Source organism: Corynebacterium lipophilum, assembly GCF_024102595.1.
Lineage (GTDB): Bacteria > Actinomycetota > Actinomycetes > Mycobacteriales > Mycobacteriaceae > Corynebacterium > Corynebacterium pseudogenitalium.
In genome coordinates, this window is the sequence record NZ_JAEUWV010000001.1 from 182,356 (window position 1) to 208,205 (window position 25,850).

The following is a 25,850-nucleotide window of genomic DNA, read 5'->3' on the forward strand; positions in this document are numbered from 1 at the left end:
GAGGTAACCACGTTGAGTGTCCCCCTATGGATATGGCTGCTCACTGCAGCAATCATTCTGGGCTTTTTCGCCTTTGACTTTCTTACTCACGTTCGCCAGGCCCACGAGCCAACTATCAAAGAATCGGGCTTTTGGACGCTGTTCTACATGACGATGGCAGCGATCTGTGGCGGCGCGATCTGGTGGGAGTGGGACGGCGAGCACGGCGTCCAGTTCTTCACTGGCTACATCACTGAGCTTGCGCTGTCCGTGGACAACTTGTTCGTCTTTGCGCTGATCATGGGTGCGTTCAAGATTCCAAGGAAGTACCAGCAAAAGGTGCTGCTCTTGGGCATTGTTATCGCGTTGGTATGCCGCCTGCTGTTTATTCTGCTCGGCGCAGCACTTATCGAGGCGTGGAGCGACGTCTTCTACATCTTCGCAGCGTTCTTGATCTACACGGCTGTCAAACTCGTTTACGACGAGGCGACTGATGCACCTGAAACAGATCCGAACGATATGGCTGTCGTGAAGGCACTCCGTAAAGTCGTCCCTGTCACGAGCTCCTACCACGGTGACAAGCTGTGGTCGAAGACGAAGGAGGGCAAGTCCGCAGCGACCCCGCTGTTCGTCGCACTGCTCTCCATCGGGTTTATCGACGTAATGTTTGCGTTTGATTCGATCCCAGCAATCTACGGGATTACCTCTGAGGCGTACATCGTGTTTACCGCGAATGCGTTCGCACTCATGGGCCTTCGCCAGATGTTCTTCCTGCTTTCTGGCTTGTTGGACCGTGTGGTGTATCTGCCGTACGGGTTGGGCGTGATTCTTGGCTTTATCGGCATCAAACTGTTGCTTCACGCGCTACACGAGAACAACCTGCCGTTTGTCAATGGCGGTGAGAATGTGAGCGTGCCGGAGGTTGGCACCGTTGCATCGCTCGGCTTCATTGTGGCAGTACTGGTGATTACCGTGCTGTGCTCCATGGTGAAGGACCGAGCGGATATCAAGGCAGGGCGGCGGGACCCGAATGGGCCGAGCTGGCACATTGACTATGACGACCACGGCAATCGCCGGAAAGTCGACAATCAGGGCCACCACATCGAGTGGATTGATGACCCTGCAACGTCGGGCAAGGGCGACCACACCGCCACTGGTTCCCGCGAGACGGATCACCTTCACGTCCAGCGCGGGAGGAAGTAGAACCTCCGCGGTCTAAGGGAACACCCGGGAAACCGGGTTCCACTCGTGGACCTCTCGGCTGAGTAGAGCGTTGTTCTGCCAGTAGGGGTCCTGGTTCATGAGTGATACTGCCTCCGCAGCATCGGCAGTATCTGGTAATTGCACGATGATTAGGGCCTTGCCGGCGTCGACAAGCGGGCCAGATCCGACAATCCTTCCGAGCTCTAGCTGCTTCGCGATGAACTCGCGGTGTGCGGGGCGCGTAGCATCTACGAGGTCCGTATTATCTGAGTACGTGTAATGGAATACAAAATATTTCATAACACGCAGTCTAAGGGAAAGCATGGGATAGGTAGGGTAGAGGGCGTGACTGAAAAACCATCGAACTGGAACGTACCCAACGTCTTGACGTCGTTGCGAATCATTTTTATCCCCGTCTTCGCATGGTTGGCACTGGACCAGCGATGGGGTGCGGCGTTCGGTGTGTTCGTCGCGCTGATGCTCACGGACAAGCTAGACGGAACAATCGCCCGTACCTACAACCTGATTACCGACTTCGGGAAAATTGCGGACCCGATCGCGGACAAGGCCCTGATGATTACGGCACTTGTAGTACTCAACGTGGCGTCCAACCTTCCTGTGTGGATGACTATCGTCATCGTGGTCCGCGAGCTCGGCATCACCATGTGGAGAATGTGGATGCTGCGCAACGACCAAGTCGTTCCCGCGTCCAAGGGAGGAAAATTGAAGACGGTGCTCCAGACCGTCGGCGTTGCTCTCTACCTGTGCCCGCTGCCTTCCTGGATGGACGCGCCTTCCTACGTTGTAATGGTGTTGGCCGTAGTCGTCACCGTGGTGACCGGCGTGCAATACCTTGTCGATGCTCGCAAGGTGAATAACTAATGCGAGGTACTGCATCCGATGTGATTGCGGAACTTACTAAGAGGGATGCAACAGTTGGGCTTTGTGAATCGCTCACTGCCGGTTTGGCAAGTGCCGCACTCGCAGGCGTTCCGGGTGCCTCCGCAGCGCTACGAGGCGCGATGGTGACTTACGCGACTGAGTGCAAAGTAACCTTGGCCGGCGTTCCCCAGGGCGTCATCGATGAGTTTGGACCTGTTTCTCCGGTGACCGCGAAAGAGATGGCGAAGGCGGCAAAGCGGAAGCTCGACGCGGACTGGGGCCTTTCGCTCACTGGTGTGGCCGGGCCCAGCGAACAGGATGGCCACCCTGTCGGTGAGGTCTGGGTAGGGATCGCCTCAAGTGATGGTTGTGAAGCAGTTCTTGCAGGCGACATACTTTCCGACGCCCCTCTCGTACGCGGAACCATTCCAGGATTCAGACAGGCCCGAAACTTGCTACAGGCGCCGCGCAACGAGGTACGCGAGTGGGCTGTTGAAGCAGCGCTTCGCGTCCTGTTGCATGCCGTGCGGGAACAAAAACACGTTGAGGGGAGTTATACCAAGTGATGACTACGACACTTCTAATCGATACGCCACTTGAGCCCTCGTTCGATGCACAGGATGAGGTCGCTTTTCCATTTCGCGAGTCTGGAACCCGCCAGAAAGAACCGCTGCTGAGAGAAGCACTAGGAATGTCACTGCGAGCTTTCCGGGCGGATAAAGGCGTGACGTTGCGATCTCTTGCTGCTCAAGCTCGAGTCTCTTCTGGTTACCTCTCTGAGCTGGAGCGTGGGCGCAAGGAAGTTTCCTCAGAGCTGCTCGCATCGATTTGCGAGGCACTGGACACTACGGTTTCAGAAGTTGTTCTCGAGGCTGTTGCGAACCTTTCACTGCAATCGATGAACGATGAATTCGCCACGGCTGATGCGATTCACGCATAGCGGAGCAGCGCTGTAACAGATAGAATACGAAACAGTTTGGCCGTGGACACGGCCAATTTCAATGCTCAGCGAAAGGTAAAACGCAACACTATGGCAAACCCGTTTTCAAAATTCTGGAACTACCTGATGGCACTTTTCGACAACAAGATTGAGGAGAATGCTGATCCAAAGATCCAGATTGAGCAAGCAATTTCCGAGGCTCAGCGCCAGCACCAGGCGCTTTCGCAGCAGGCAGCCGCGGTTATCGGTAACCAGCGCCAGCTGGAAATGCAGCTGAATCGTCGCTTGGAGGAAGTCGAGAAACTTCAAGCGAACGCTCGCCAGGCGCTCCAATTAGCAGATAAGTCCCGCTCCAACGGTGACGCACAGAAGGCGACCGAGTATGAGAACGCTGCTGAGGCGTTCGCGGCGCAGCTTGTTACCGCAGAGCAGGGCGTTGAAGACACGAAGGCGCTGCACGACCAGGCACTTCAGCAGGCCGCACAGGCAAAGCAAGCCGTGGAGCGCAACGCGGCACACCTGCAACAGCAGGTCGCTGAGCGTTCGAAGTTGCTGTCGCAGCTTGAGCAGGCCAAGATGCAGGAGAAGGTTTCCGAGACCATGCGCTCGATGAACTCGTTGACCGCCTCCGGCCCGAACTTGGACCAGGTTCGCGACAAGATTGAGCGCCGCTACGCGAACGCACTGGGTGCTGCAGAGCTCGCGGAGAACTCGATCCAAGGCCGCATGGCTGAGGTGGAGCAGGCTGGAATCCAGATGGCAGGCCACAGCCGGCTCGAGCAGATTCGCGCAGAGATGTCTGGCGAGTTGACCTTGGGAAAGGAACAGCAGTCGATTGAGCAGGGCAAGACCGGCGCCCCGCAAGCAAGTGAGGACGCCGTCGCACGTCGGATGCGTGAGCTGCGCGGCGAAGCCTAAAGCGTGGTAAAAAAGCTCCAGGATTTCTATAGAAACCTGGAGCTTTTGCTTTGCCCTGCGAAGGATTGAACGCGGTTAGTCGAGCGCGCCACGAGCGACAAGTGCATCGCCGATCTGCTCCGCCCTTCGGATACTTCGCACGATGAGCGGTACGCCAAACGCGAGGAGAGAAAATCCCAGTCCTCGGGCCTTGCGGGCGTCGAGAACTTCCTGCGACGTCTGCAAGATGAGCGGGATGAGACGGAGCGTGAGGGCGATAGCGAGGCTGATTTTCTCAGTTGGAATTCCGAAACGGCCGAGCGGTTTGAGGCCTTCCTCGAGCGATACAAGGAGCGCTTCAACTGTTGTGGTCAGAGTAAGAAGGTTTGCGGCGAGAATCGTTGCGAACAACGTAATCAGCGTGACGCCAGCAAGTCCGATGCCATTTTGCCAAACAAGGAAAGCGCCCAGCATTGCGAGCAAGGGAAGAATTGGCACGAGCTGATTGGCAACGATTCGGATCGGAATTCTTGCCACGATGTACAGAACGAAGATCAAGCCTAGCAACGTGAGCGCGATTGGGAACGTACGCCCGAAGTTTGTCGCTATGAGGATATACAGAATGAGCAGTACGAATTTCTTCTTTGGGCTCATACGGTGGAGCAGCGTTTTGCCTGGGACGTACACGCCCATTGGTAGCGAGTCAATCTTCACTGTTCGGCTCCATTAGCTGAGTGTAGAACTGAATCGTATCTGCTGGTGTGCCGTCGTATGCAATGACGCCGTCGTTGACACAAACTACTCGGTCGAAGTCACTGAGTAACTCTAGATCATGGGTCACCACGATTGTTTGTTGATCAAGCGAGTTCAATTCAGCGATTATTCGCCGACGATTTCGCAGGTCAAGCAATGTCGTTGGCTCGTCTGCGATGATGGTGGTCGGTTCAGTCACCAGTACTGCGGCCAGCGCGAGAAGCTGTTTTTCACCGCCAGAGAGCGTATGAGGTGATTGTTCTGCCTTGTGTAAGAGTTTGAAGCGTTCCAGTACCTCATCGACGCGTTGCTCTTTCTCTGCCTTAGAGAGCTTGAACTTCTTCAATGAAAACGCCACATCATCGTGGACTTGGGGCATGACAATCTGGCTTTCTGCGTCGGAGAAGACGAACCCGACACGTCGGCGGACTTCAGAGCTACGAGTTGCAAGCGGAATTCCGTCGTAAAGTACCTCGCCTGTGCTCGGCTCTTCGAGTCCATTGATAAGCCGGACGAGCGTTGACTTGCCAGAACCGTTCGAGCCTATGATGCCGATCCGATGTTCCTGCAACTTGAGTGAAAATGGTTGGAGCAGTGTGTTGTCATTACGTACGACGCTGACGTCATTGAAGCTGATCTGCGGCATGGAAATAATCCAGTTTATGCGCGACGGAGTGAGGGGAGTGCAGCGCGAACTGCGAATGCGATGAACACAATCACTAGCACCTTGGCGGTGTCAGGGATGACAAACGGTAGCTGTGCTGCCCATGCAGCGCCAAAGGTCATGTTTGCGCGTGCCATCAATCCAAACACCCCAAAGAAGTACTGCAGGAACAGGCCAGCGAACCCGGCTCCAAGAAGGAGGGCGATATTCACGAAAGAGCTCTTGCTGGAAGCGCGGTAGGCGATGAGACCTGCAACAAATGCGCTTGCGATGTAGCCAACCAGATATCCGATTGTAGGGCTTCCCAGGGCATAGACGACGGTGCGTCCACCTGCGAGAACGGGAAGAGCAAGTCCGATGAGGAGGAACAATAGCACGGTGTAGGTTCCCCGTTTAGGGCCGAGTACGAGCGCAGCGAGAATACAAGCAGCGTTCTGCATGACGATTGGAACGCCGGCAGCGCCGACTGGAATAGAGACAAACCCGAGTACGATGATCACCGCCGCGAACACGGCGATGTATGCGAGGTCTTGGGCTTCAATCTTTGATTGGGCAATGCTTTTTGACATAGCGGGAATAGTACTTGAACGGCGTTCAGTTCGCTATGAAATCGTATTGATTTTTCTGCGCGTATATTTGAGGCCATGCGATTAACGGAGTTTCACCAACTCGTCCAGGATGAATTTGGGCCTGATCGGGCGTCATGGATTATTGAGACGCAACTTTTGCCACGTCATGGGTGTACCGCAGCAGAGGTTATCGAAAATGGAGGCGATTTGCGTCAAGCCTGGGACGAGCTTTGTGACGCCTTTGATGTTCCAGAGGCGCGTCGCCTTGGCATAGATCGGCCAGGTTTTTAGCTATTCTCGCCGTTTTGTACTTTTAATTCGAACATGTATGCGTGTACACTCTGGTGATGTCCCGGCTCTTGCCTATAGTCAGATCTAGATTTAGAAGTCATCGGGAACCGTAACCCTCGAAGGTGAGTCTAAACATGTGTGTGGGCGATGGCGTATGCAAAAACGCCGCCGCCGAACTCGAACAGAATGAACATTAAGGAGAACATGTAAATGGCTGCGAAAAAGAAGACCGCATCAGCCGCGAAAGATCGCCAGAATGCGCTAGATGCTGCACTCGCAATGATCGAGAAGGATTATGGCAAGGGGGCTGTGATGCGTCTCGGTGATGAGAACAGGCCTCCAATTCAGTCGATTTCATCTGGGAATACGGCTATTGACGTCGCTCTGGGTATCGGTGGCTGGCCGCGTGGCCGTATCGTTGAGATTTACGGACCTGAATCTTCCGGTAAGACAACCGTTGCGCTTCACGCCATCGCTTCCGCGCAGCGGGCCGGTGGAATCGCAGCTTTTATCGACGCCGAGCATGCTCTGGACCCGGATTATGCTCGCAAGCTGGGCGTCGATACTGATAACTTGCTCGTTTCTCAGCCGGATACAGGGGAGCAGGCACTGGAGATCGCGGACATGCTCGTCCGATCTGGCGCGATTGATATCATCGTCATTGACTCGGTTGCCGCACTGACGCCTAAGGCTGAAATTGAAGGCGAGATGGGTGACTCTCACGTTGGCCTCCAGGCTCGGTTGATGTCGCAGGCACTGCGGAAGATGACAGGTGCGCTGTACAACTCCGGCACTACAGCGATTTTTATTAACCAGCTGCGTGAGAAGATCGGCGTCATGTTCGGTTCACCCGAGACAACTACGGGCGGTAAAGCGCTGAAGTTCTACTCCTCGGTTCGTTGTGATGTCCGACGTATCCAGACGTTGAAGGACGGACAGGATTCCATCGGAAACCGAACCCGCCTCAAAGTAGTGAAGAACAAGGTTTCGCCACCATTCAAGATCGCAGAGTTTGACATTATGTACGGAGAGGGCATCTCTCGGGAATCGTCCATTATTGACATGGGCGTAGAGAACGGCTTCGTGAAGAAGTCAGGTTCCTGGTTTACCTACGAAGGCGATCAACTTGGACAGGGCAAGGAAAAGGCGCGCAACTTCCTAAAGGAGAATCCGGACCTTGCGGACGAGATCGAGCAAAAGATTTTCCGTGCATTGGGGGTTGGCGAATTTGCCGATGATGATGCGCTGACTGATGACCCAGTAGACATGGTGCCAAACATTGACTTCGACGACGAGGAAGAGCCAGCGAAGGCGAAGTAATACGTGGCAACACCAGATCCGGAAAAGATTCAACGCCTGCAGGACGCACTTGCCGAATGGGAAGCTACCGGTGGGAATGGAGAACTCTTCAACTACGAACGTGAAGAAGCCCTCGCTCCAGTACGGCGGCGTGCATTAAGGTTGCTGGATCAGCGACCGCGATCAGAGCATGAACTCAGGGAGCGTCTTGTCCAGGCTGAGTTCCCAGCGCCTCTCGTTGATGAGGTACTGGCGTCTCTTCGCGCATCCTCGCTTCTCGACGATCGTCGCTTTGCCCATGAATGGGTCCGACAGCGGGCGAAACGTCGAGGAAAGTCGAGAAGCTTCCTGGACCGCGAGCTCAGAGAAAAAGGAGTCTCAGAAACAGATCGGCGCGCCGCGCTCGCACAAATCAGTGACGAGGACCAACACGCAATTGCTGAAGCCCTCGCGGAAAAGAAGGCTCGAGAAGTGAAAACACCACCAGCGGGGCACGCGGAGTACACCCGCGCGCTGCGCAGGGTTGTCGGAGTGCTGGCGCGTCGAGGCTTTCCACAAGGTATGTGCATGTCTATCGCAAGAACTGCACTAGATACAAGGGTTGAATCACTTCGAGAGACTTCCTAGGGAGCAATTTGCGGCGTTTGGGCGGGGTAGTTGGCAGTGGCTAGAATGTTCAGCCGTGCCTGCGTAGGCCCGCGTAATCAACCAGGAAAGGTGAACCAGATGGCTGCATCAAGGACATACGAAGTACGAACCTTCGGATGCCAAATGAACGTTCATGATTCGGAGCGGTTGTCGGGTCTGCTGGAAGATTCGGGGTACGTGGCAGTTGAAGATGGGCAGGCCCCAGACCTCATCGTTTTCAACACCTGTGCCGTGCGTGAAAACGCAGACAAACGTTTGTACGGAACGCTTGGACATTTGAAAAAGGTTAAGGAATCGCAGCCTGATTTGCAGATTGCGGTTGGTGGATGTCTGGCGCAGAAAGACAAAGACCATGTTATCCAGAGAGCACCGTGGGTAGATGCGGTCTTCGGGACCCACAATATGGGCTCACTGCCGGTACTGCTGGAACGTGCACGAGTACAAGGCGAGGCGCAAGTTGAAATTGCAGAAGCGCTCGAAGTGTTTCCTTCTGTTCTTCCAGCGAAACGTGAAAGTAGCTATGCGGGCTGGGTTTCGGTGTCTGTCGGGTGCAATAATACGTGTACATTCTGTATCGTTCCGAGTCTGCGTGGCAAAGAAGTTGATCGCCGTCCGGGCGATATCCTCGCCGAGGTACAGGCGCTCGTGGATCAAGGCGTCTTAGAAGTCACTTTGCTTGGCCAAAACGTCAATGCTTACGGTGTGCATTTCGTTGACGAGGAAATGGAGCGAGATCGGTCCGCGTTTTCAAAACTGCTACGAGCGTGTGGCGAGATCGAAGGCCTCGAGCGTGTTCGCTTCACCTCCCCGCACCCCGCAGAGTTTACATCTGACGTCATCGACGCAATGGCAGAAACTCCGAACGTTTGCCCGCAGCTACATATGCCGTTGCAGTCGGGGTCTGACAAAGTGCTCAAGGACATGCGCCGTTCGTACCGGTCCAAGAAGTTTTTAGGCATTTTGGATGAGGTCCGTGAGAAGCTTCCTGAGGCTTCGATCACCACCGATATCATTGTCGGATTCCCAGGCGAGACGGAAGAAGACTTCCAGGCAACGCTTGATGTAGTTGAGAAGGCACGATTCACGTCCGCCTATACATTCCAGTACTCACCGCGCCCTGGGACCCCGGCGGCTGAAATGGAAAACCAGGTTCCGAAAGCTGTGGTGCAGGAGCGGTTCGAACGACTGCTTGAACTCCAGGAACGAATCAGCCTGGAAGAGAATGAAAAGCTCGTCGGATCTGTGCAAGAACTCCTTGTTCAGCAGGACGAAGGTCGAAAGCACGAGACGACTCACAGAATGTCAGGACGCGCTCGCGACGGCAGGCTCGTGCACTTTGCTGTCGATGAGGCCAATCGATCTGCCATCCGTCCGGGCGACATTGTTACCGCTCGTATCACCGAAGCAAAGTCATATTTTCTGATCGCGGATTCTGGTGTGCTTTCGCACCGACGCACACTCGCGGGTGATCACGCTGAGGCGGGCGAGGTACCAACGACTGCACCTGTTGGGGTGGGACTTGGAATTCCTACGGTTGCACGTCCAGACATCGTTCCAGTAACTAACGTAAGCAACACTGGCTGCTGCACGACTCCTGAAGCGTAAACCACGCGACTAGTGGAAGGGAGACTTCAATGAAAATGGAATTAGGATCCGCGCGCTGGGTACTCGGTATTGCAAGTATTGGGTGGCTTGTTGCGCTGTTTTTGCCCTTCGTTGGTGACATTCCCGGATGGCAGGTGCTCGCGGTGGGCGAAGGCGCCCGCAGTGCAGATACCAAGATCACGGAGTACGTATTTGTATGGCTAGGCTTCCTAGGCGTAGGCGTTTGCACGTCGCTAGTGACGGTTTCGCGACGTTTCGGCATGGCCACAGTCGCTTGGATGATTTCAACAGTTGCCCTGGTTAGCTCGTTGCTGGCAGTGTGGCTGCGGAAGTCGAGTACCGGTGTTGCAGGAATGTTTCAGCACGGGCCCGGGTTTTACCTAGAAGTTGTCGCGGTACTCCTGGTCGTGTTGACGTACATTCCGCTGTTCGTGCGAAAGACGGCGGTTGCCCCGGAACTGCTCCGGAATCAGCCAAGCGAAATCGACGCGGATATCGCGGATGCGCAATTGAATGCGACGCGGACTCATCAGGAGCAAGAAACGAACCCACTGCTTGTCGATGACCGACGGGCGAACGCGGCACGACGCCACAAAAGAAGCAGCTAGCTATCGAGCTTTTGTACGCCCTTCTGCCAGGCCGTCGCCTGGCTTATCCCAGTTGGGGCATAATGGTCGAGAATGTGGCTCGCACCCGGCTGCGGGTTGGGATAAGAAGCGTAGATCTGCTTCGTTTGTGGCCAAATCGAGAGTGCGGCTGATATCGCAGAAGCCACGGCGCGCTTGCCTAAACCGAGTCCCCGGTTTGCCTCCCGTACGTACACCAGCCCGATTTCTGCAACAGAGTCTGCGTCATTCTCGAATTTTGCTACTTCTGCAAGCCCGACCGGTTTCCCCGAGACATCACGGGCAATGGCGGTGATCTGGGAGCCGCCGCGGTCCTTGAGACGCGCAGCAGCGTCCTGAAGACGGGACGCTGACCACTGGACAGGCTCGAGCGATAATGAGCCACGAGGGTATTTCGCTGCGGACTCCTGGAGAGTAGCTAAGAAGGAGGGCAGATCAGCAGGGTCGAATGCCATGTCTTCAATCACGTCGCACCTATCATTCTGGTCAGGTGCCACGATAGCGTCCGCGTTGATAATTGCCTGTCGCTCACAGTGCGCCGGCGTGTAGCCGCCGTCGCGAAGGAATGGGTGCTCCGGTGCCCCCAATGGCTCCGTGATCCAAATCTGACGGATGGGACGGTGCAACTCTGCAGAAAGCGCGTCAATCAGCGCGAGCGCACTTCGCCACACGTGCGCCGGCTGCTCCTCCCCGGGAAGAGGAGCGATGGAGGCGTCGATAGTGACGTTCGCTTCTAACACATCGACGTCCTCAAGTAGAGGAAGCGATATGAGCACCCAGCCTTCGACGTCGTACAGATCATCCTCAGTCAGCACTGGGTAACCGAACGCGCCAAGGGACCGTGGCGCTGGTTTGCTACACAGCGCGAAGAGAAGCGCTAACGATTCTTCGGATCCCTCCAGGCGTTTCGCGAGATGGGCTGCACTCACTCCGGAGTGCGCTTCTCCCGTAATGTCCTGGATAGCAAGCGTGACTGAGAATGCGTAGGAGGAGACTGCGGCGTGTGACGGGTCGGCACTCCCTACGATCAAGGGATATAGCACTACTGCTCGTCGACGGCCTTCGCTGCGACGTTGGCAAACTCCTGCCACTGCTCAGCCTGTTCACGGAGCTTCGCCGCCTTGGAGGAATTCCCGGCTGCCTCAGCTTCCTGAGCCTGCTGCAGGAAGTGATCAGCTTTCTCCTGGAACTGATTCACCCGCGCTTGTGCCTCAGGGTCTGCTTTGCGCCATCGTGATTCCTCTGCATCCGCTACGCGCTGTTCCAGCCGAGCAATCTTGTCTTCGTACGTACGGACCTTGTTGCGAGGCACAAATCCAATTTCGTCCCACTTCTCCTGGAGCTCACGCAGCTTGGCACGTGCCGCACCTAGACCCTTCTCTGGAGTGATGAGCGCATCGTACTCATCTATAAGTGCGTCCTTAGCTGCAGCATTTGCTTCAAATTCGCGGTCGCGCTCCGCGTTTACGGCGTTGCGGGCGGCGAAGAAGTGATCCTGAGCAGCGCGGAACTGTGCCCACAGCTCATCGTCGACGCCACGTGGGGCGCGTCCGGCTGCTTTCCACTCATCCATCAGAGAGCGGTAGGCACGGGCGGTGGCGTTCCAATCCGTTGAGTCCTGGATTGCCTGCGCGCGGGCGATGATATCCTCCTTGATACGACGAGCCGTTGCGCGATTCCTATCGAGCTCAGCGAAGTGAGCCCCACGACGGCGATTGAAGGCATCGCGTGCACGCGAGTAGCGCTTCCAGAGCGCGTCGTCGGTTGTGCGATCGATACCGCGGATCGTCTTCCATTCTTCGAGGATCGCTCGAATCCTGTCCCCGGCAGCTTTCCAGTCCGTAGACTTCTCGGCGATCTCCTCAGCCTCGGCCGCTAGACTTTCCTTTTTGGCAATTGCGTTAGCCCGTCGGGTCTGCTTGAGTTCCTTTGCTTCGTGTTCCGCAACCTCTGTTTTGCGCAGTAATTCTTCTAGGCGTGCCTCGAGCGCTGCGAAGTCGCCAATTGCGGCGACGTCTTTCAGCGAGTCTTTCAGCTCAGTCACGCTGCGATGCAGAGTGTGTGCGTCCTCTGGGTGTGCAGTGAGTCGCGCCTCCAGGACTTCAGTTTCGACGATGAGGTCGTCGAAACGCTGCCCGTAGTGGCGAAGTCCTTCCTCGGGAGACCCGGCCTGCCAAGATGCGATCTGACGCTCAACGCCGTCACGGGTGACAAAAACATTGCCGGCATCATCGACGCGCCCGAACTTCGACGGATCAGTGTTCGCTGATGACGACTGAGCATGCGCGAGTGGAACACCCCGCTGTGAAGGAACAGACTGTGCCGCACCTGGACGAGGTCCGGGCTTCGGCGTTTGCTTCGGCATGGCAGCCGGGTTCGGACGTCCAGCTGGTGGCTGTGGCTTTGGAGTCGAGGAAGTCATGAAACAGTCCTTTCACAAATAGCTGTGCCGCGCGTCACGGCGCCGAGATACATAATCGACGGCATTCTCGTGTTCATAACTCTAGCGTGTTGCAGACGAACATGCGTCATGTGTCATGGTTTCAACTCCGAGAAAACCCCACTATGGTGGGCGAGGTGAATGAAGCCCGTGCCTGCCTACTTGTCATGCCTGGTTCGCCAGCTCTCGTGCGAGAACTCGCACCTGCTGACGAACCGTCGCAGCGTTTGCTGAACTCAATTAGAGAGACAGCCGGAAAACTGACGAAAACTATTGACATTGTGTGCAGCCACGACAGGAGATGGGCAACGCACCTTGCTGGCTCGTTTGCTGCCTGGGGAGCACCACACGTCGAAGTAGGAGGTGGGCACGTATTAGGCGAACTTGTCGCCAGATACTGCCTTCACGGGGCTACGGTGCGTGAGAGTCGTGAGCACCTGTTGCCGTTAGATCCTTCAGTGCTCACAGTGTTGGTAGTCGATGGACCTGCAGGGCTGACAACTCGCGCCCCGCTAGCGTTAATCCCTGCGGCTGCTGATACGAACGACAGACTCCAGGCTTTGTTGTCAGGAAAGCAAAGCTCCCTGATCCGTGAGCAGGAAATGCGAGACGCAGGAGTACTGGAACCAGATATTTGGCTTGAGCTACAAACACTGCAGCCAACGAAGGCCACACTCGTAGACGTAGACGACACGTTGGGCGTTGGTCGGTATGTTGCTTACTGGGAGGTAGAGCAGTGAACAAGGAGATCGGACACCAACCAGTAGCAATCGTCGGCCCGACGGCTTCAGGTAAGTCCTCGCTGAGTCTCGCGCTTGCGCACGAACTCGATGGTGAGATTGTCAACGTTGACTCGATGCAGCTTTACCGCGGGATGGATATCGGCACTGCCAAATTACCTCTCGCGGAGCGACAAGGAATACCGCACCACCTGCTTGATATCTGGGAGGTTACGAAAACCGCCAGTGTCGCAGAGTATCAGCAACGAGCGGTGGAGACCGTTGAGGAGATCTCCAATCGAGGAAAGCTGCCGATTCTCGTTGGTGGGTCCATGCTGTACATGCAGTCACTTGTCGACGCTTGGCAGTTCCCGCCAACCGACCCCGAAGTCCGCGGGCGCTACGAGTCTCTATTGAAGGAAATCGGAATAGATCGCCTTCATGCGCAGCTAGCTGCAGTTGACCCTGTGGCGGCGTCGATAATTGAAGACCGTGACCCCCGGCGCACAGTGCGTGCACTCGAAGTCATTGAGCTTACTGGTAAGCCTTTTCAGGCATCTCAACCCCCCAAAAACGCCCCTACACGCTGGGGTACGCGCATGATTGGGCTGGAGACAACCCCAGAGTGGCTCAACCCGCGGATTGCGCAGCGTACTGATGCGATGTTCGAGCAGGGGCTCATCGATGAGATTCATCGGTTGGTGGGCCAGGGATTAGCGAAGGATTCGACTGCTGGCAGGGCTATCGGATACGCCCAAGGACTTGGAGTTATCGACGGCCACCTCACCATCGACGAAGCCTGCGAGGACACCAAACTGCGAACGCGGCGCTATGTGCGGCGTCAGAAATCCTGGTTTAGGCGCGACAAACGAATCACTTGGATTGACGCGGCGAACTATGACGTTGCGGAACTAGTAGCACAGCTTGGTTGATTACGACGGACCAATTTCCCGAGCAGCGTTACGGGCAGCGACCCAGGCGTCCTCAAGCTCGAGGGCGCGCTCGTCCGCAATTCGAATCAGTTTTTCTAGGTGGACGCGTTCCAGGTCCGGTGACTGCAGGTAGGTGTTAACGCGCGCGAGAAAGCGCTGTGCCGCACTGTACTTGAGATGAAATTCGCTGATTTCGGGCACAGAAAGATCGGTGTTCGCAAGCGCGGGAAAATGAAGCGTTCGGTCGGCCAACGCCTGCGTCGAGCTGCCATGTTGCAAGTTATCAAACGCTTCAACGATGTCGCGGATGTCATCGCACGCAATCAGAAGCGATGAGCGAAGCGACTCTACTTCCGGGTTAGGAATAAAACGCCTGCGGTTCAAAAGCGCCGTGACACCAATCAGCCCGGCGATGATGGCGCCAGGAGTCTTGAGGAGCAGCACAAGCAGCACCATGACGGCGAAGATCAGGGCGCCCCACAGTGCTATGGAAAGATCACGACGTGCTGGATCCATGAGTAGTGCCTAGTTTCTAGCAGCCGCCACCGCAACCGCAGGAGCCACCACAACCACCACATCCGCCACCTGTAGGCACCGGGATGGTACCGACCATGACGGCGTTGCCGGCGATGACTTGGTCGCGTTGGGGGAGATCGCCATCAGGTAGGCAAACGTCGAATGGAAACGCGCCGTCGACTGAAACATGAATGAAGCGGTCACCCGTCAACTCCGACGTGCGGTATTCAGCTTCCAGCACGCGTGCGGAAAAAGTGGCTTTTGCATCGGGGGAGGAGGCTGCGCCAGTTGCAATCGCTTCGGCTCCTGCAGAAGCGACTGTGCCAACCGTGCTACCAGGGTGCTCCTCAAGATAAGCAGAGGTGGATTCGTACGTGCTCACATCGAGTGCAAGGGCGGTCACGCTGAGCTCTTGCCACTGGATTGTGGGCTCATCGACGATCAATGGCTCCTGCGCCAGGTTTAGCGTCAGAGATCCGATTGGATTCCCATGTGGATCCACAACCTCAGCAAGCGCAACCACATCGGTTGCCGGGGTGATGTGCGCATTTGTGCGTGTGATGCCTTCAAAGCCAGCAAAGGTGGCGAAAGGCTCAACTGCCAAGATATTCAGCTGGGCACCAGAGCGGTCCTGGTATTGGACCATTTGGCCGCCGCGTACCTCACCGATAACACCCAGGCGACCGGATGCGATTGCAGCTTCTACCGCGTCTTGCCACTTAGGAAAGTTCAGGCCGATCGCGGCCAGATCCTTGTTTTCAGTCAGAGGTTGTTGGTTCATAAGTGTGAAGCCTAGTCGAACGCGCCCTGAGGTGAAGAAATGTGGTGGAAGAAAAATGGGTGGGCTACCGTTGAGCAAGGAAGAAAGCGAAAAAAGTTACGTATACCCACTATTTTTGAAAGCTTGCATGAATTCGAAATCAACCACTCCTGATTCGCATGAGGCGTTGCTGGATGAAGCGTTTCGCCATAATGCACGAACGCGCAACGAAACCGCGGGAACAGACCTATCGACGCCAACACAGGGCGCACTCGACCTAGAGGAACGAAACTCGTTTCGTCGCGTAAACACCACGACAGAGCTGCGCAACGAAGACCGGGAAGACATCTACGAAGTCGAGTACCGTAAACTGCGGCTCGAGCGAGTCATCCTTGTTGGAGCATGGACTGAAGGTTCCACTGCCGAAATGGAAGCAAACATGCGGGAATTGGCAGCACTGACCGAAACCGCAGGCGCTGAAGTTATTGACATGCTCTATCAAAAACGAGATAAGCCGGATCCAGGGACATACATTGGTTCCGGAAAGGTGAAAGAGCTGCGCGAGATTGTCGACGCCAGTGGCGTGGACACCGTCGTATTCGATGGTGAGCTATCCCCTGGTCAAATGGTGGCGCTAGAGGAAGCCCTCAACTCTAAAGTGATCGACCGAACGATGCTCATTCTGGATATCTTTGCGCAACACGCAAAGAGCAAGGAGGGCAAAGCACAAGTTAGCCTCGCGCAGATGGAGTATCTCTACACCCGTACCCGTGGTTGGGGCGGCAACCTTTCGCGCCAGGCCGGTGGTCGTGCGGGTTCGAATGGCGGCGTTGGTTTGCGCGGTCCCGGTGAAACCAGAATTGAGGCAGACCGGCGAAGGTTGCGCTCAGAGATGGCAAAGCTGCGTCATCAATTAGCAGACATGGAGACTGTTCGTCAGATTAAGCGCGCGAAGAGGCAGAGCTCGACGACACCCAAGATTGCGATTGCCGGATACACGAACGCAGGGAAGTCCTCACTCATTAACGCAATGACGGACGCCGGCGTGCTTGTGGAAGACGCATTGTTTGCAACGCTTGACCCCTCCACGAGACGTGCAACGCTGGCCGATGGGCGAAACGTCGTTTTGACGGACACAGTTGGTTTCGTCCGGCACCTGCCAACCCAGTTGGTCGAGGCGTTTAAGTCGACGCTGGAGGAAGTGAGCAATGCAGACCTTTTGCTACACGTCGTTGATGGAGCAGACGAGTTCCCACTCAAGCAGATTGCTGCCGTGAGCGAGGTGCTGGCAGAGATCACGCGAGATCAAGATTCCGAATTGCCTCCGGAGATTGTGGTCGTCAACAAGATTGACTCCGCTGACCCTGTGGTTTTGGCAGAGTTACGCCACGTGTTTGACGCGACCGGTCGGGAAGCGGTGTTTGTCTCAGCGCTCACGGGTGAGGGTATTGCTGAACTCGAGGGAAAAATCGAGATGTTCCTGAACACGCTCGATGAGCATGTAGTCATGCTGATCCCGTACACCCGAGGAGATGTTGTCTCACTCGTCCATGAACACGGGACGATTCGCTCCGAAGAATATGAAACCGACGGCACCAGGATCGATGTCCGCTTGCCACGAGTTCTGGCGCGCCAGTATGACGAGTTTGTCCAGCAGGTCTACTAGAGACTGCTGGAGTGGTGAGTTAACGCCAGTAGGCGTCGATCTCCTTGTAGAACTCCACATCGCCGAGGCCGGATGCTGCGGCTTCGTCGAGTAATATGCACACATCGTTGTGCATTTGCAGCGATGAGGCAGGGCAGAAAGAGCTCAAGGGCCCTTCGATCATTGCTTGGACAGCCTCGGCCTTCGCTGCACCGGTAGCGATGAGGAGGATCTTCTTCGCTTCCAGGATGGTGCCGATGCCCTGCGTCATTGCCTGGCGAGGCACCTCATCTTCTGAATCGAAGAAGCGTGCGTTGTCAGCAATGGTCCGCGGGCGTAGATCAATCAGTCGGGTCCGGGAACTCAGCGAGCTGGTCGGCTCGTTGAAAGCGATGTGGCCGTTCGCGCCGATGCCGAGCAGCTGAATGTCGACACCACCGGCGTCTTTCATCATGGACTCATACGTCGCAGCCTCCTGCTCCGGATCGGCCGCTGAGCTGCTAAGCGAGTGCACGGCCGCGTCATCGATATCGATTGATGCCGTCAGCTCGCGTCGGATTGTGGACCAGTATGACTGCTCGTGGTGTTGATCGATTCCGTAGTACTCGTCGAGCAAGAATGCGTCACAGTCGGCGAAGCTGAGGCCTTCCTCGCGGTGCTTTCGGATTAGTGCCTGATACGTTGGACTCGGTGTCGAGCCAGTAGCAAGACCAAGCGTTGCACCTTGCTTGACGAATGGTTCAATCATGTTTGCAGCGAAATCGCCAATTTCGTTTGCCGTGCGGCGAATGAAAATCTCCATGCGTATTACGCTACTTTGCCCAATTCGCTTTCGGCAATTATCTAGCGACATAATATGAGCCTGTGAGTAAAACTATTGGATGGACCTTGCATGTCGACGGGCGCCGCGTTCTGCCCGGCGCGGTGGTCGCCCCTGATGAACGCCTTTCTTGGCCTCGAACAATTGGCATCGGCATGCAGCATGTCGTAGCAATGTTCGGAGCTACACTTCTCGTTCCCACGTTGACGGGATTCCCTGTAAACACAACGCTGCTGTTTTCAGGACTGGGAACCATCATCTTTTTGCTGATTACCCGTAATAAACTGCCCAGCTACCTCGGCTCGTCATTCGCTTTCATCGCGCCGCTGTCTGCGTCGTCCCAGTACGGAATCGGCTCTCAGTTGGGCGGGGTACTCATCACGGGTCTGACGTTGATTGCAGTTGGCTTTGTTGTTCAACTTGCAGGCAAGAAAGTTATCGACGCCGTCATGCCTCCCACGGTCACTGGTGCCATCGTCGCGTTGATCGGTTTCAATCTTGCGCCGACTGCCGTTTCTAATGTGGAAACTCAGCCCGGGGTCGCGTTTGTCACGCTCGGCACGATTGCTCTGCTGACTGTCGCTGCGAGGGGAATGCTGTCTCGTCTGAGCATTCTGATCGGCGTCATCGTCGGCTGGGTGTTTGCGGCGCTCACTGGCGGGTTATCGGATGATGCACTGGACACGATTGGCGCTAGTCCTTGGATCGGCTTGCCGCAGTTCCATACGCCAGAGTTCCACCTCTCAGCGATTTTGGTGACGCTTCCTGTCATCGTCGTGCTGATCGCGGAGAATATTGGTCATGTCAAGGCAGTTTCTGAGATGACGCAACGCGACCTGGACCCATACCAAGGCAGGGCGTTGATCGGTGACGGTATCGCGACGACATTGGCTGGTGGCTTTGGCGGCTCTGGTACGACGACTTATGCGGAGAACATTGGCGTGATGGCTGCTACCAAGGTTTACTCGACGGCTGCGTATTGGGTCGCATCGTGTTTCGCGATCGTTTTGGCGTTCATCCCGAAGTTCGGCGCAGTCATCTTCACAATCCCGGCCGGTGTGCTGGGCGGAGCGTGCCTGGTTCTTTACGGCCTGATTGGAATGCTTGGTGTACGTATTTGGCAGGATAACAAGGTAGATTTCACGAACCCGGTGAACCTAACAGTTGCGGCTGTGGCACTCATTGTTGGTATCGGCAACCTGTCGTTCACTGTCGGTCAGGTGACGCTTGAGGGCATTGCCCTGGGGTCGGTCGGCATCATCGTGTTCTATCCTCTGTTGAAGTGGATTTACAACACAGTGGGTGAGGGGCAGTTCAACGCTGCATCTCGAAAATAGCTCGAACAAGCAAAAGCCCGAGCGCTCAGATGTAGCGCCCGGGCTTTTGTTGTGGGATTTACTCTTCGTCGAGGTTCTTCTCGATCAATGCGGCAATCTTTTCAACTGCCTCACTGTTGTCAGAGGTAACGGTGACCTCATCACCGAACTCGGCGCCCATTGCCATGATCATCAACGAGGAAGCAGCATCCGTCTCTTCCTCGTCCTCGTCACCGACAAGGGTCAGGATGACCTCGTCATCGTATTCACCGGCGGCGTCAGAAATAATGGTTGCTGGACGTGCGTGCAGTCCAACGGTGGATCCGACTTTAACTGTCTTTGAAGCCATGTGCTTCATCCTTTCTGCTTTGAAAGTATCTATCGAGTTTCTGTATTCAGTTTAGGGGCCTGTGTCCTTAGTTCGCCACCGCTGCAGGTTCTGCTTGGGCAGCGACCTTCTGGATCTCCTCGTTTGGCCAGAACTGCTTAGCGACGATGACCGCTACAGTTGCGACCGCCACGCCTGCAATGAGCGCGACGAACAGTCCCCACCAAGGCTCGTAGGCAAAGAGCACGAAGAGACCACCGTGTGGAGCCTGCACACCAACATTGAGTGCCATGCTGACCGCGCCAGCAGTGGCGCCACCGAGCATCATCGAAGGGATAACGCGGAACGGGTCAGCTGCAGCAAACGGGATTGCGCCCTCGCTGACAAACGACAGTCCGAGGAGCCATGCGGATTTGCCGTTCTCTTGCTCCGCCGGGGTAAACAATCCTTTGCGGAGGAACGTCGCGATTGACAGTGCGATCGGGGGAACCATGCCAGCAATCATTACAGCCGCCATAATTTGGAAGCTTGCCTCCGTTCCCGCAGACAGACCAGCGGTTCCGAAGAGGTACGCCGCCTTGTTGACTGGGCCACCTAGGTCAAAGCACATCATGAGCCCGATGATGACGCCGAGCAGGACCGCAGAGGATCCGCTCATCGACTCAAGCCAGCCCTGCAGTCCCAGCATGAGAGACTCAAGCGGACGCCCCAACAGTAAGAACATGATGAGGCCGATAGCAAGGGAAGTCAGCAGCGGGATGATGACCACTGGCATCAGGGACCCGAGCCAGCGCGGAACCTTCCATGTCTGGATCCAGTATGCGATCAAACCAGCCAGCAGACCTGTGACAAGGCCGCCGATAAAACCTGCGCCAACCATGACGGAGATAGCACCGCCGATAAATCCTGGCGCGATACCTGGACGTCCTGCAAGGCCATACCCGATGTAGCCGGAGAGCGCCGCAACAACGAAGCCCATGCCCATCTGGCCTGTCGCGAACATGACAGCACCGAGATACAGAAGCCAGCCGGAACGGCGGAACGTCATCATTTCACCGTCGACATCGATTGTATGTCCAGGCAGGTGGGTCGGGGAGAAGTTCGTGACGAGGGACTGCCAGCCATTCGCCATGTCGTATCCGCCGAAGAGGAAACCAAGCGCGAGGAGCAGGCCGCCTGCTGCAACGAAAGGCACCATGTACGACACACCGGTCATTACAGCTTGCTGGATCTTCTTTGGCCAGCTTTCACCAGAGGAAGCGGAGTCTTCTCGCTGCTCCGATCCCGCCGTGGTGACTCTTGGTGCATTCGGATCGTTTGCAGCGGCAATGGCCTCGTCGATCATCTTGTTTGGCTCGTTGATGCCACGCTTTACTGGACTATCAACGACCGGCTTGCCTGCAAAACGTACTTTGTTACGCACAGCAACATCATGGGCGAAGATTACGGCGTCAGCACTGTCGATGTAGGCCTGATCCAGAGGATCGCCGCCGGAAGAACCTTGCGGCTCCACCTGAAACTCGACATCATCGCGAGCCTGCGCAGCTTGTGTCAGAGCGTCGGCTGCCATGTATGTGTGGGCAATGCCGGTCGCGCACGATGTAACAGCTGCAATCCTAAACTTTTTCACGCCATCGGTCTTGCCCGTCGCAGCGGGAGTAGGTGCTGCGGCAGTTTTCTTCTTAGGAGCAGCGTTGACGACGTCCAGCACCGCGTTGACGACCGTTTGCTCATCCTTTGCCTCGCGGAGCTGAGTTACGAAGTCGCCGCGTACCAAGGCACGTGCGAGCTTGGAAAGGATCTTCAAATGCGCCTTACCGCCGCCTTCAGGAGCAGCGATCAAAAATACAAGCTCTGCGTCTCCATCTGGCCCCGAGAAGTCAACGGGCCGCTGTAACCTGGCAAAAACCAACGTTGGGGTTTCGACTGCTTCGGTGCGGCAGTGGGGGATTGCAACACGGCCATTCACACCGGTGCCAGCTTTCTGCTCACGGGCGTAAGCTGCGTCGGCTAGCTTCAAGCTGTCGCTTGCTCGGCCTGCGTCCTGGGCTTGCTGCGCGAGGTGTTCGATGACCTCTCTTGGCGTCGACCCGTAGTCCACATCGAGACTAACGAGTTGTGGAGTGATGATGTTGTCACTCATGGTGGACTCCTGTTCTCTTAAATTATGAATCGATTTCTACGACTTGGGTTTGTTCCAAGTTGATGTCGTCAGGGCTTGGAATCCCGGTACCTGGTAGGCCTGCTGCAGCAGAGCCATAGGCGACCGCGGTTTGGAGGCACTGGTCCAACGGCAGGCGTTGAGTGCGAGCCATAACATATCCAGCAAGTGAGCTGTCGCCTGCTCCAACGGTAGATTTCACAACAGTCGGTGGGGGCGTTGCTGCCCAGGCAGAGTCTGCGGTGACCAGGCAAGCACCTGCGCCACCGAGGGTGACGAGAATTTCTTTAGCCCCTCGCTGAATCAAGCGTTTCGCTGCCTGAACAACCTCGGAGTAGTCTCCGGCTGAAGCGCTAGTCTCTAGTACATGCCCATCGGCTCCCACCAATTGCGCTAATTCAAAAGCGTTGGGTTTCAGGATATCGGGGGCTGCAGATTCAAGCTGATCTCCCAGCTTTACCAGGGGTTCGTCTGATGTGTCGACGGCCACCAGTACGTCTTCGGCGAGCCTCAATCGGATTTCTCGGGTCAACGTTGCGTAGAGATCCGCCGGGGCTCCACTTGGCAGCGACCCTGCCATGACGACGGCCTTACATTCGCTGCTATGCGAATCAAGCGCGTCGAGGAACCCCTGCTGGACATCAATGGTGTATTGAGGGCCAGGCTCATTGATTTTGGTAGTCGTACCGTCGGATTCAGTAATCGCAGTATTGGTACGGATATTGCCCTCAACCGGGATGAAAACAAAAGGAAAACCGAGTCGGTTAGCAGCGAACTTGAAAGGGTCGCTTTCCCCGCAGGGAACTACAGCGAGTGCCGCTCTTCCAGCCTTCGCTACGGCGTGGGCCACGTTGACGCCTTTTCCGCCAGCTTCTCGCGTAGCGGTAATGGCACGGGCGACTTCGCCGCGACGCAACGTTGCTACAGAAAGCGTTGCATCTGTACTTGGATTCGGAGTGAACGTCAGAATCATGTGGCGCATCCTTAGAGTAATTGGTGCTCTGTGGGGTAGCGCCTACCGAAAGTCTGTTGTGCAGCTGCAGTATCGAAAAGCGCTACTAAAGCCATAATGCCCGATTGTGTCCGTTAATGCAATAGAACGGGCACAATCGGGCATTTGATTCCTTTTGTTTCACTCTTTGGCAAGGACGACCTTGATTCCACGCTCCCGCAATTCGCTGACAAAGCTCTCTGGTGCGTCTGTGTCGGTAACAACGACGTCAATTGCGTCTAGCGGCGCAAAGCTAACTAGATAATCATTGCCGAGCTTCGTGGAGTCGCAGAGCACAACTACCTTGCGTGCATTGGTGACCATTGAAGATTTGACCGCAGCCTCTTGGGCGTCGGCGGTAGAGAGGCCGTGGTCAATAGTCAAGGCATTCGTGCCAATAAAAGCAACATCTGCACGCATAAGCGCGAGAGTGCGTAATGCCGTATCGCCTACAACAGCTTGGGTGATTGCACGGACTGTCCCCCCGAGGAGCTGAACGTCTGTAAGCCCGCAGGATGATAGGTCTAGCGCGATCGGGAGGGAGTTCGTAACTATAGACCAATGTTGTGTTTTTCCTGCTGCGGCAATAAGATCGGCCAGTCCATTGATGGTGGTGCCGGCGTCGAGAAAGATGCCAGCGCCAGGATCCTCTGGGAGAAACTGTGTCGCAGCGCGCGCGATCGCCGATTTGGCGGTCGGTGCCGACCGGAACCGGGCATCAAGAGAAAACTCTGTGGTGAGAAATGATTGGCTAGCGACGGCTCCGCCGTGAACGCGGTGGACAATTCCTTCATTATGGAGAATTGCCAAGTCCCGCCTGATGGTCTCGGCTGTTACATCAAACCGTTCGGCCAGCTCCGTAACATTCACGCGTCCTTCGACTGCGGTAAGTGACGCGATCTGCCTTCTTCTCTCTTCGGCGTACATACAACTCCTCCGTGGGGCAACCACGAATCAGCAGGGTTCAAAAATTAGGTTGCCCCTATTGTTGCAAAACCGTGCGCCCGAATGCTTTTACATGTGTTTGATAGCCCCCGGTTGGGGGCGAAATGGCGAAAAATGGCTACAGGGTCCGGAAAACAGAGACCACTTTGCCCATAATCTCGGCGTCGTTGCCTTGTATCGGAGAAAAGGCATCGTTATGAGGAATGAGCCATACTCCGGAAGAGTCCTTATGAAACTCCTTGACAGTTGCCTCCCCGTCAATTAGCGCTGCTACGAACTCGCCCTCTTCGGCAACATGTTGTGAGCGGATGACTACCCAGTCACCATTGAGAATGCCTGCATCGCGCATTGATTCTCCAACCACCTGAAGCATGAAGAGGTCGCCGCTATCGAGTAGTTCTTCCGGCAGGGGGTAGTAGTGTTCAATGTTTTCCTCTGCCAGGATCGGAGTTCCAGCGGCGATTTGGCCGAGGACAGGGATCATCCGTGCTGGAGAAGTTCCATCAATGTCCGCATCGTTTTTCGGTGTAACCGAACCTCCCATAGATTCTGGCAGGTGGCGGAGGTCTACGGCTCGTGGCTTGTTTGGGTCACGGCGAAGGAACCCTTTCTTTTCGAGCTCCTTCAGCTGGTAGGCGACAGAAGAAGTTGATTGGAGTCCTGCGGCGTCGCCGATCTCTCGAATGCTTGGTGGATAGCCACGTAATACGACGGCGTCGCGAATGACTTGAAGGATTCGCTTTTGTCTGTCTGAAAGTACGCTCATATCGAACTTTTTACTGGTTGTGTTCTTGCGTGCCATGGGTCCTCACATTGAGTCTCGATAGTGTCTTCTGTACAGAATATATCAAAGAGGGCAAATATGTTCGATAGTTGGGGGGGTTGTGGGGATCTGATATGAGATGGTATAAATCGAACATAGAAGTTAAATCGAACAAATACGCTAAAAATGTTTCGCGTGAGATGAGAAACCTTCGAATTCGCGAAATGAAGTAAGGGGCATTTTATGAGCATCATTGACCAGGCGAAAATAATTTCTACTCGTGCTGATATGGCGGGAGCTCCACTTGCACCACGGTCTTCAATGCCAGCTGAAGTGTGGGATTTTGTACCCATGCGGGGTGATCGAGGGGGTGAGCCGTCACGCCACGAGCAGGTTATCAACCAGAACTTTCGTTGCCGCTGGGCGGCTGCAGATGCTCCCGAGCCAACCGTTTATTCTTCCGCCGAGCCTCAAGAGCAGCGAGCAAACGTTCTAATGGGAGCCCTTCTTGGGGTAACTATGTTCGTCGCTGTACTTATCTCGGGCGATTTCGGTAATAGCGAGTGGGACTCGGTGTCGCGGGACGATTCGAACGTTGCTCATAGCTATGAAGTCGCTTCTGCAGCGCAACGTTAACCCGCTAATGTAGGGGGTGATAACTGTTCTCCGAGAAAGTGGGGTGTAGATGTACTGTCCGTTTTGTCATCACGAACAATCGCGAGTTACAGATTCTCGTGTTGTAGACGGGGGCTCTGCTATCCGGCGGCGGCGAGAGTGCACATCGTGCGGGGGCCGATTCACAACGATCGAGAAGGCCGTGCTGACCGTTGTGAAGCGCAATGGAGTAACTGAACCGTTCGACAAGGAAAAGTTGATCGTTGGTGTTCGGCGTGCTTGTCAAGGCAGGAACGTTAGCGACGACGCATTGAAGCGGCTAGCGCAGCAAGTAGAGGAGACGGTTCGGGCCCAAGGAAGTTCTCAAGTTGCGGCAAATGACATTGGACTGGCGGTATTGGAACCGCTTCGCACACTGGACGAAGTTGCGTACCTGCGATTTGCCTCGGTGTACAAGTCTTTTGAAAGCGCCGAAGATTTTCAGTCGGAAATCCGCTTGATGAAACGACGCGAGCGAGAGGGACTGGAATAAAGTCCGAGGCT

At 55.6% G+C, this 25,850-nt stretch carries 29 protein-coding genes and 1 pseudogene; 16 read left to right on the plus strand and 14 right to left on the minus strand.

From position 1 onward, the window contains the following. Positions 1-12 precede the first annotated feature (12 nt). The gene (locus tag JMN37_RS00835; RefSeq protein ID WP_252930818.1) at positions 13-1,182 is read left to right on the plus strand and encodes a TerC family protein; all 1,170 of its coding nucleotides are present in this window, start codon (positions 13-15) and stop codon (positions 1,180-1,182) included. Between the two features lie 12 nt (positions 1,183-1,194). On the opposite strand, the gene JMN37_RS00840 is transcribed toward JMN37_RS00835, so the two are convergent. Next, positions 1,195-1,482, minus strand: coding sequence for a YciI family protein (locus JMN37_RS00840; protein ID WP_071572541.1), 288 nt, complete (start codon positions 1,480-1,482; stop codon positions 1,195-1,197). 45 nt (positions 1,483-1,527) lie between these two features. Here JMN37_RS00840 and pgsA point away from each other — a divergent pair, with 45 nt between their 5' ends. From pgsA to JMN37_RS00860, 4 genes are all read left to right on the plus strand, one after another. Beyond that, entirely contained in the window at positions 1,528-2,064 is a 537-nt protein-coding gene (gene pgsA / locus JMN37_RS00845) for a CDP-diacylglycerol--glycerol-3-phosphate 3-phosphatidyltransferase (RefSeq protein WP_252930819.1), read from the plus strand. Then, positions 2,064-2,630, plus strand: a complete 567-nt coding sequence (locus tag JMN37_RS00850) for a CinA family protein (RefSeq protein ID WP_252930820.1) — start codon at positions 2,064-2,066, stop codon at positions 2,628-2,630. Before pgsA ends, JMN37_RS00850 begins: the two co-directional genes overlap by 1 nt. Further along, positions 2,630-3,004 carry a helix-turn-helix domain-containing protein gene (locus tag JMN37_RS00855; protein ID WP_083290921.1) on the plus strand — a complete coding sequence of 125 codons (375 nt, stop codon included), beginning with the start codon at positions 2,630-2,632 and terminating at the stop codon, positions 3,002-3,004. The genes JMN37_RS00850 and JMN37_RS00855 overlap by 1 nt, the downstream gene beginning before the upstream one ends. Positions 3,005-3,094: 90 nt before the next feature. Continuing rightward, a complete protein-coding gene (locus tag JMN37_RS00860) occupies positions 3,095-3,922 on the plus strand; it encodes a PspA/IM30 family protein (protein WP_252930821.1) in 828 nt (275 codons plus the stop codon). Between the two features lie 75 nt (positions 3,923-3,997). On the opposite strand, the gene JMN37_RS00865 is transcribed toward JMN37_RS00860, so the two are convergent. From JMN37_RS00865 to JMN37_RS00875, 3 genes are read right to left on the minus strand one after another with little or no spacing between them, the layout of a single operon-like run. Next, positions 3,998-4,615: an energy-coupling factor transporter transmembrane component T family protein gene (locus JMN37_RS00865; RefSeq protein ID WP_370295805.1), complete on the minus strand. Its 618-nt coding sequence runs from the start codon at positions 4,613-4,615 to the stop codon at positions 3,998-4,000. Continuing rightward, positions 4,605-5,300: an energy-coupling factor ABC transporter ATP-binding protein gene (locus JMN37_RS00870; protein ID WP_252930822.1), complete on the minus strand. Its 696-nt coding sequence runs from the start codon at positions 5,298-5,300 to the stop codon at positions 4,605-4,607. Before JMN37_RS00870 ends, JMN37_RS00865 begins: the two co-directional genes overlap by 11 nt. Before the next feature lie 14 nt (positions 5,301-5,314). Beyond that, complete coding sequence (locus JMN37_RS00875; protein WP_252930823.1) at positions 5,315-5,887, minus strand: biotin transporter BioY; 573 nt, start codon at positions 5,885-5,887, stop codon at positions 5,315-5,317. 75 nt (positions 5,888-5,962) lie between these two features. Between JMN37_RS00875 and JMN37_RS00880 the strand changes: the two genes are divergently transcribed. The 5 genes and pseudogenes from JMN37_RS00880 to JMN37_RS00900 all read left to right on the plus strand — a co-directional run. Further along, positions 5,963-6,178 carry a DUF3046 domain-containing protein gene (locus tag JMN37_RS00880; protein WP_252930824.1) on the plus strand — a complete coding sequence of 72 codons (216 nt, stop codon included), beginning with the start codon at positions 5,963-5,965 and terminating at the stop codon, positions 6,176-6,178. A 210-nt stretch (positions 6,179-6,388) separates the two neighbouring features. Continuing rightward, positions 6,389-7,498, plus strand: a complete 1,110-nt coding sequence (gene recA / locus JMN37_RS00885; RefSeq protein WP_071572547.1) for a recombinase RecA — start codon at positions 6,389-6,391, stop codon at positions 7,496-7,498. 3 nt (positions 7,499-7,501) lie between these two features. Further along, the gene (recX, locus tag JMN37_RS00890; protein ID WP_252930825.1) at positions 7,502-8,104 is read left to right on the plus strand and encodes a recombination regulator RecX; all 603 of its coding nucleotides are present in this window, start codon (positions 7,502-7,504) and stop codon (positions 8,102-8,104) included. A gap of 99 nt (positions 8,105-8,203) precedes the next feature. Then, a complete protein-coding gene (gene miaB / locus JMN37_RS00895; protein WP_252930826.1) occupies positions 8,204-9,730 on the plus strand; it encodes a tRNA (N6-isopentenyl adenosine(37)-C2)-methylthiotransferase MiaB in 1,527 nt (508 codons plus the stop codon). 23 nt (positions 9,731-9,753) lie between these two features. After that, positions 9,754-10,338: pseudogene (locus tag JMN37_RS00900) on the plus strand (Rv2732c family membrane protein); the annotation flags it as partial. On the opposite strand, the gene JMN37_RS00905 reads toward JMN37_RS00900, so the two are convergent. Further along, a complete protein-coding gene (locus JMN37_RS00905; protein ID WP_252930827.1) occupies positions 10,335-11,387 on the minus strand; it encodes a GNAT family N-acetyltransferase in 1,053 nt (350 codons plus the stop codon). The pseudogene JMN37_RS00900 and the gene JMN37_RS00905 overlap by 4 nt on opposite strands. An 11-nt stretch (positions 11,388-11,398) precedes the next feature. Continuing rightward, positions 11,399-12,778, minus strand: a complete 1,380-nt coding sequence (locus JMN37_RS00910) for a DUF349 domain-containing protein (RefSeq protein WP_370295810.1) — start codon at positions 12,776-12,778, stop codon at positions 11,399-11,401. 434 nt (positions 12,779-13,212) lie between these two features. Here JMN37_RS00910 and JMN37_RS11395 point away from each other — a divergent pair, with 434 nt between their 5' ends. After that, complete coding sequence (locus JMN37_RS11395) at positions 13,213-13,536, plus strand: hypothetical protein (RefSeq protein ID WP_330166362.1); 324 nt, start codon at positions 13,213-13,215, stop codon at positions 13,534-13,536. Then, positions 13,533-14,447: a tRNA (adenosine(37)-N6)-dimethylallyltransferase MiaA gene (gene miaA / locus JMN37_RS00920; protein WP_240492805.1), complete on the plus strand. Its 915-nt coding sequence runs from the start codon at positions 13,533-13,535 to the stop codon at positions 14,445-14,447. The genes JMN37_RS11395 and miaA overlap by 4 nt, the downstream gene beginning before the upstream one ends. On the opposite strand, the gene JMN37_RS00925 is transcribed toward miaA, so the two are convergent. After that, a complete protein-coding gene (locus JMN37_RS00925) occupies positions 14,448-14,963 on the minus strand; it encodes a hypothetical protein (protein WP_252930829.1) in 516 nt (171 codons plus the stop codon). A 16-nt stretch (positions 14,964-14,979) separates the two neighbouring features. Continuing rightward, positions 14,980-15,744 carry a hypothetical protein gene (locus JMN37_RS00930; protein WP_070478927.1) on the minus strand — a complete coding sequence of 255 codons (765 nt, stop codon included), beginning with the start codon at positions 15,742-15,744 and terminating at the stop codon, positions 14,980-14,982. A gap of 127 nt (positions 15,745-15,871) precedes the next feature. Between JMN37_RS00930 and hflX the strand changes: the two genes are divergently transcribed. Further along, positions 15,872-17,389 carry a GTPase HflX gene (gene hflX, locus JMN37_RS00935; RefSeq protein ID WP_252930830.1) on the plus strand — a complete coding sequence of 506 codons (1,518 nt, stop codon included), beginning with the start codon at positions 15,872-15,874 and terminating at the stop codon, positions 17,387-17,389. A 19-nt stretch (positions 17,390-17,408) separates the two neighbouring features. On the opposite strand, the gene nagB is transcribed toward hflX, so the two are convergent. Further along, on the minus strand, positions 17,409-18,170 hold the full coding sequence (gene nagB / locus JMN37_RS00940; protein ID WP_252930831.1) for a glucosamine-6-phosphate deaminase: 762 nt from the start codon (positions 18,168-18,170) through the stop codon (positions 17,409-17,411). Positions 18,171-18,232: 62 nt separating this feature from the next. On the opposite strand from nagB, the gene JMN37_RS00945 reads away from it, so the two are divergent. After that, complete coding sequence (locus tag JMN37_RS00945; protein ID WP_252930832.1) at positions 18,233-19,525, plus strand: uracil-xanthine permease family protein; 1,293 nt, start codon at positions 18,233-18,235, stop codon at positions 19,523-19,525. 58 nt (positions 19,526-19,583) lie between these two features. Here JMN37_RS00945 and JMN37_RS00950 read toward each other — a convergent pair whose 3' ends face one another. From JMN37_RS00950 to lexA, 5 genes are all read right to left on the minus strand, one after another. Beyond that, complete coding sequence (locus tag JMN37_RS00950) at positions 19,584-19,853, minus strand: HPr family phosphocarrier protein (protein WP_070363496.1); 270 nt, start codon at positions 19,851-19,853, stop codon at positions 19,584-19,586. A 67-nt stretch (positions 19,854-19,920) separates the two neighbouring features. Continuing rightward, entirely contained in the window at positions 19,921-21,975 is a 2,055-nt protein-coding gene (locus JMN37_RS00955) for a PTS fructose transporter subunit IIABC (protein ID WP_252930833.1), read from the minus strand. A 22-nt stretch (positions 21,976-21,997) separates the two neighbouring features. Next, positions 21,998-22,966 (minus strand): 1-phosphofructokinase family hexose kinase, encoded by a 969-nt coding sequence (locus JMN37_RS00960; protein ID WP_070362337.1) that lies wholly within the window; start codon positions 22,964-22,966, stop codon positions 21,998-22,000. 159 nt (positions 22,967-23,125) lie between these two features. After that, positions 23,126-23,911, minus strand: a complete 786-nt coding sequence (sugR, locus tag JMN37_RS00965; RefSeq protein ID WP_252930834.1) for a transcriptional regulator SugR — start codon at positions 23,909-23,911, stop codon at positions 23,126-23,128. Positions 23,912-24,047: 136 nt separating this feature from the next. Then, the gene (lexA, locus tag JMN37_RS00970) at positions 24,048-24,731 is read right to left on the minus strand and encodes a transcriptional repressor LexA (RefSeq protein ID WP_252930835.1); all 684 of its coding nucleotides are present in this window, start codon (positions 24,729-24,731) and stop codon (positions 24,048-24,050) included. A 204-nt stretch (positions 24,732-24,935) separates the two neighbouring features. On the opposite strand from lexA, the gene JMN37_RS00975 reads away from it, so the two are divergent. Together JMN37_RS00975 and nrdR are read left to right on the plus strand one after the other, a co-directional pair. Then, a complete protein-coding gene (locus JMN37_RS00975; RefSeq protein WP_143000867.1) occupies positions 24,936-25,328 on the plus strand; it encodes a hypothetical protein in 393 nt (130 codons plus the stop codon). Positions 25,329-25,377: 49 nt separating this feature from the next. Next, positions 25,378-25,839: a transcriptional regulator NrdR gene (gene nrdR / locus JMN37_RS00980; protein WP_070362341.1), complete on the plus strand. Its 462-nt coding sequence runs from the start codon at positions 25,378-25,380 to the stop codon at positions 25,837-25,839. Positions 25,840-25,850 lie beyond the last annotated feature (11 nt).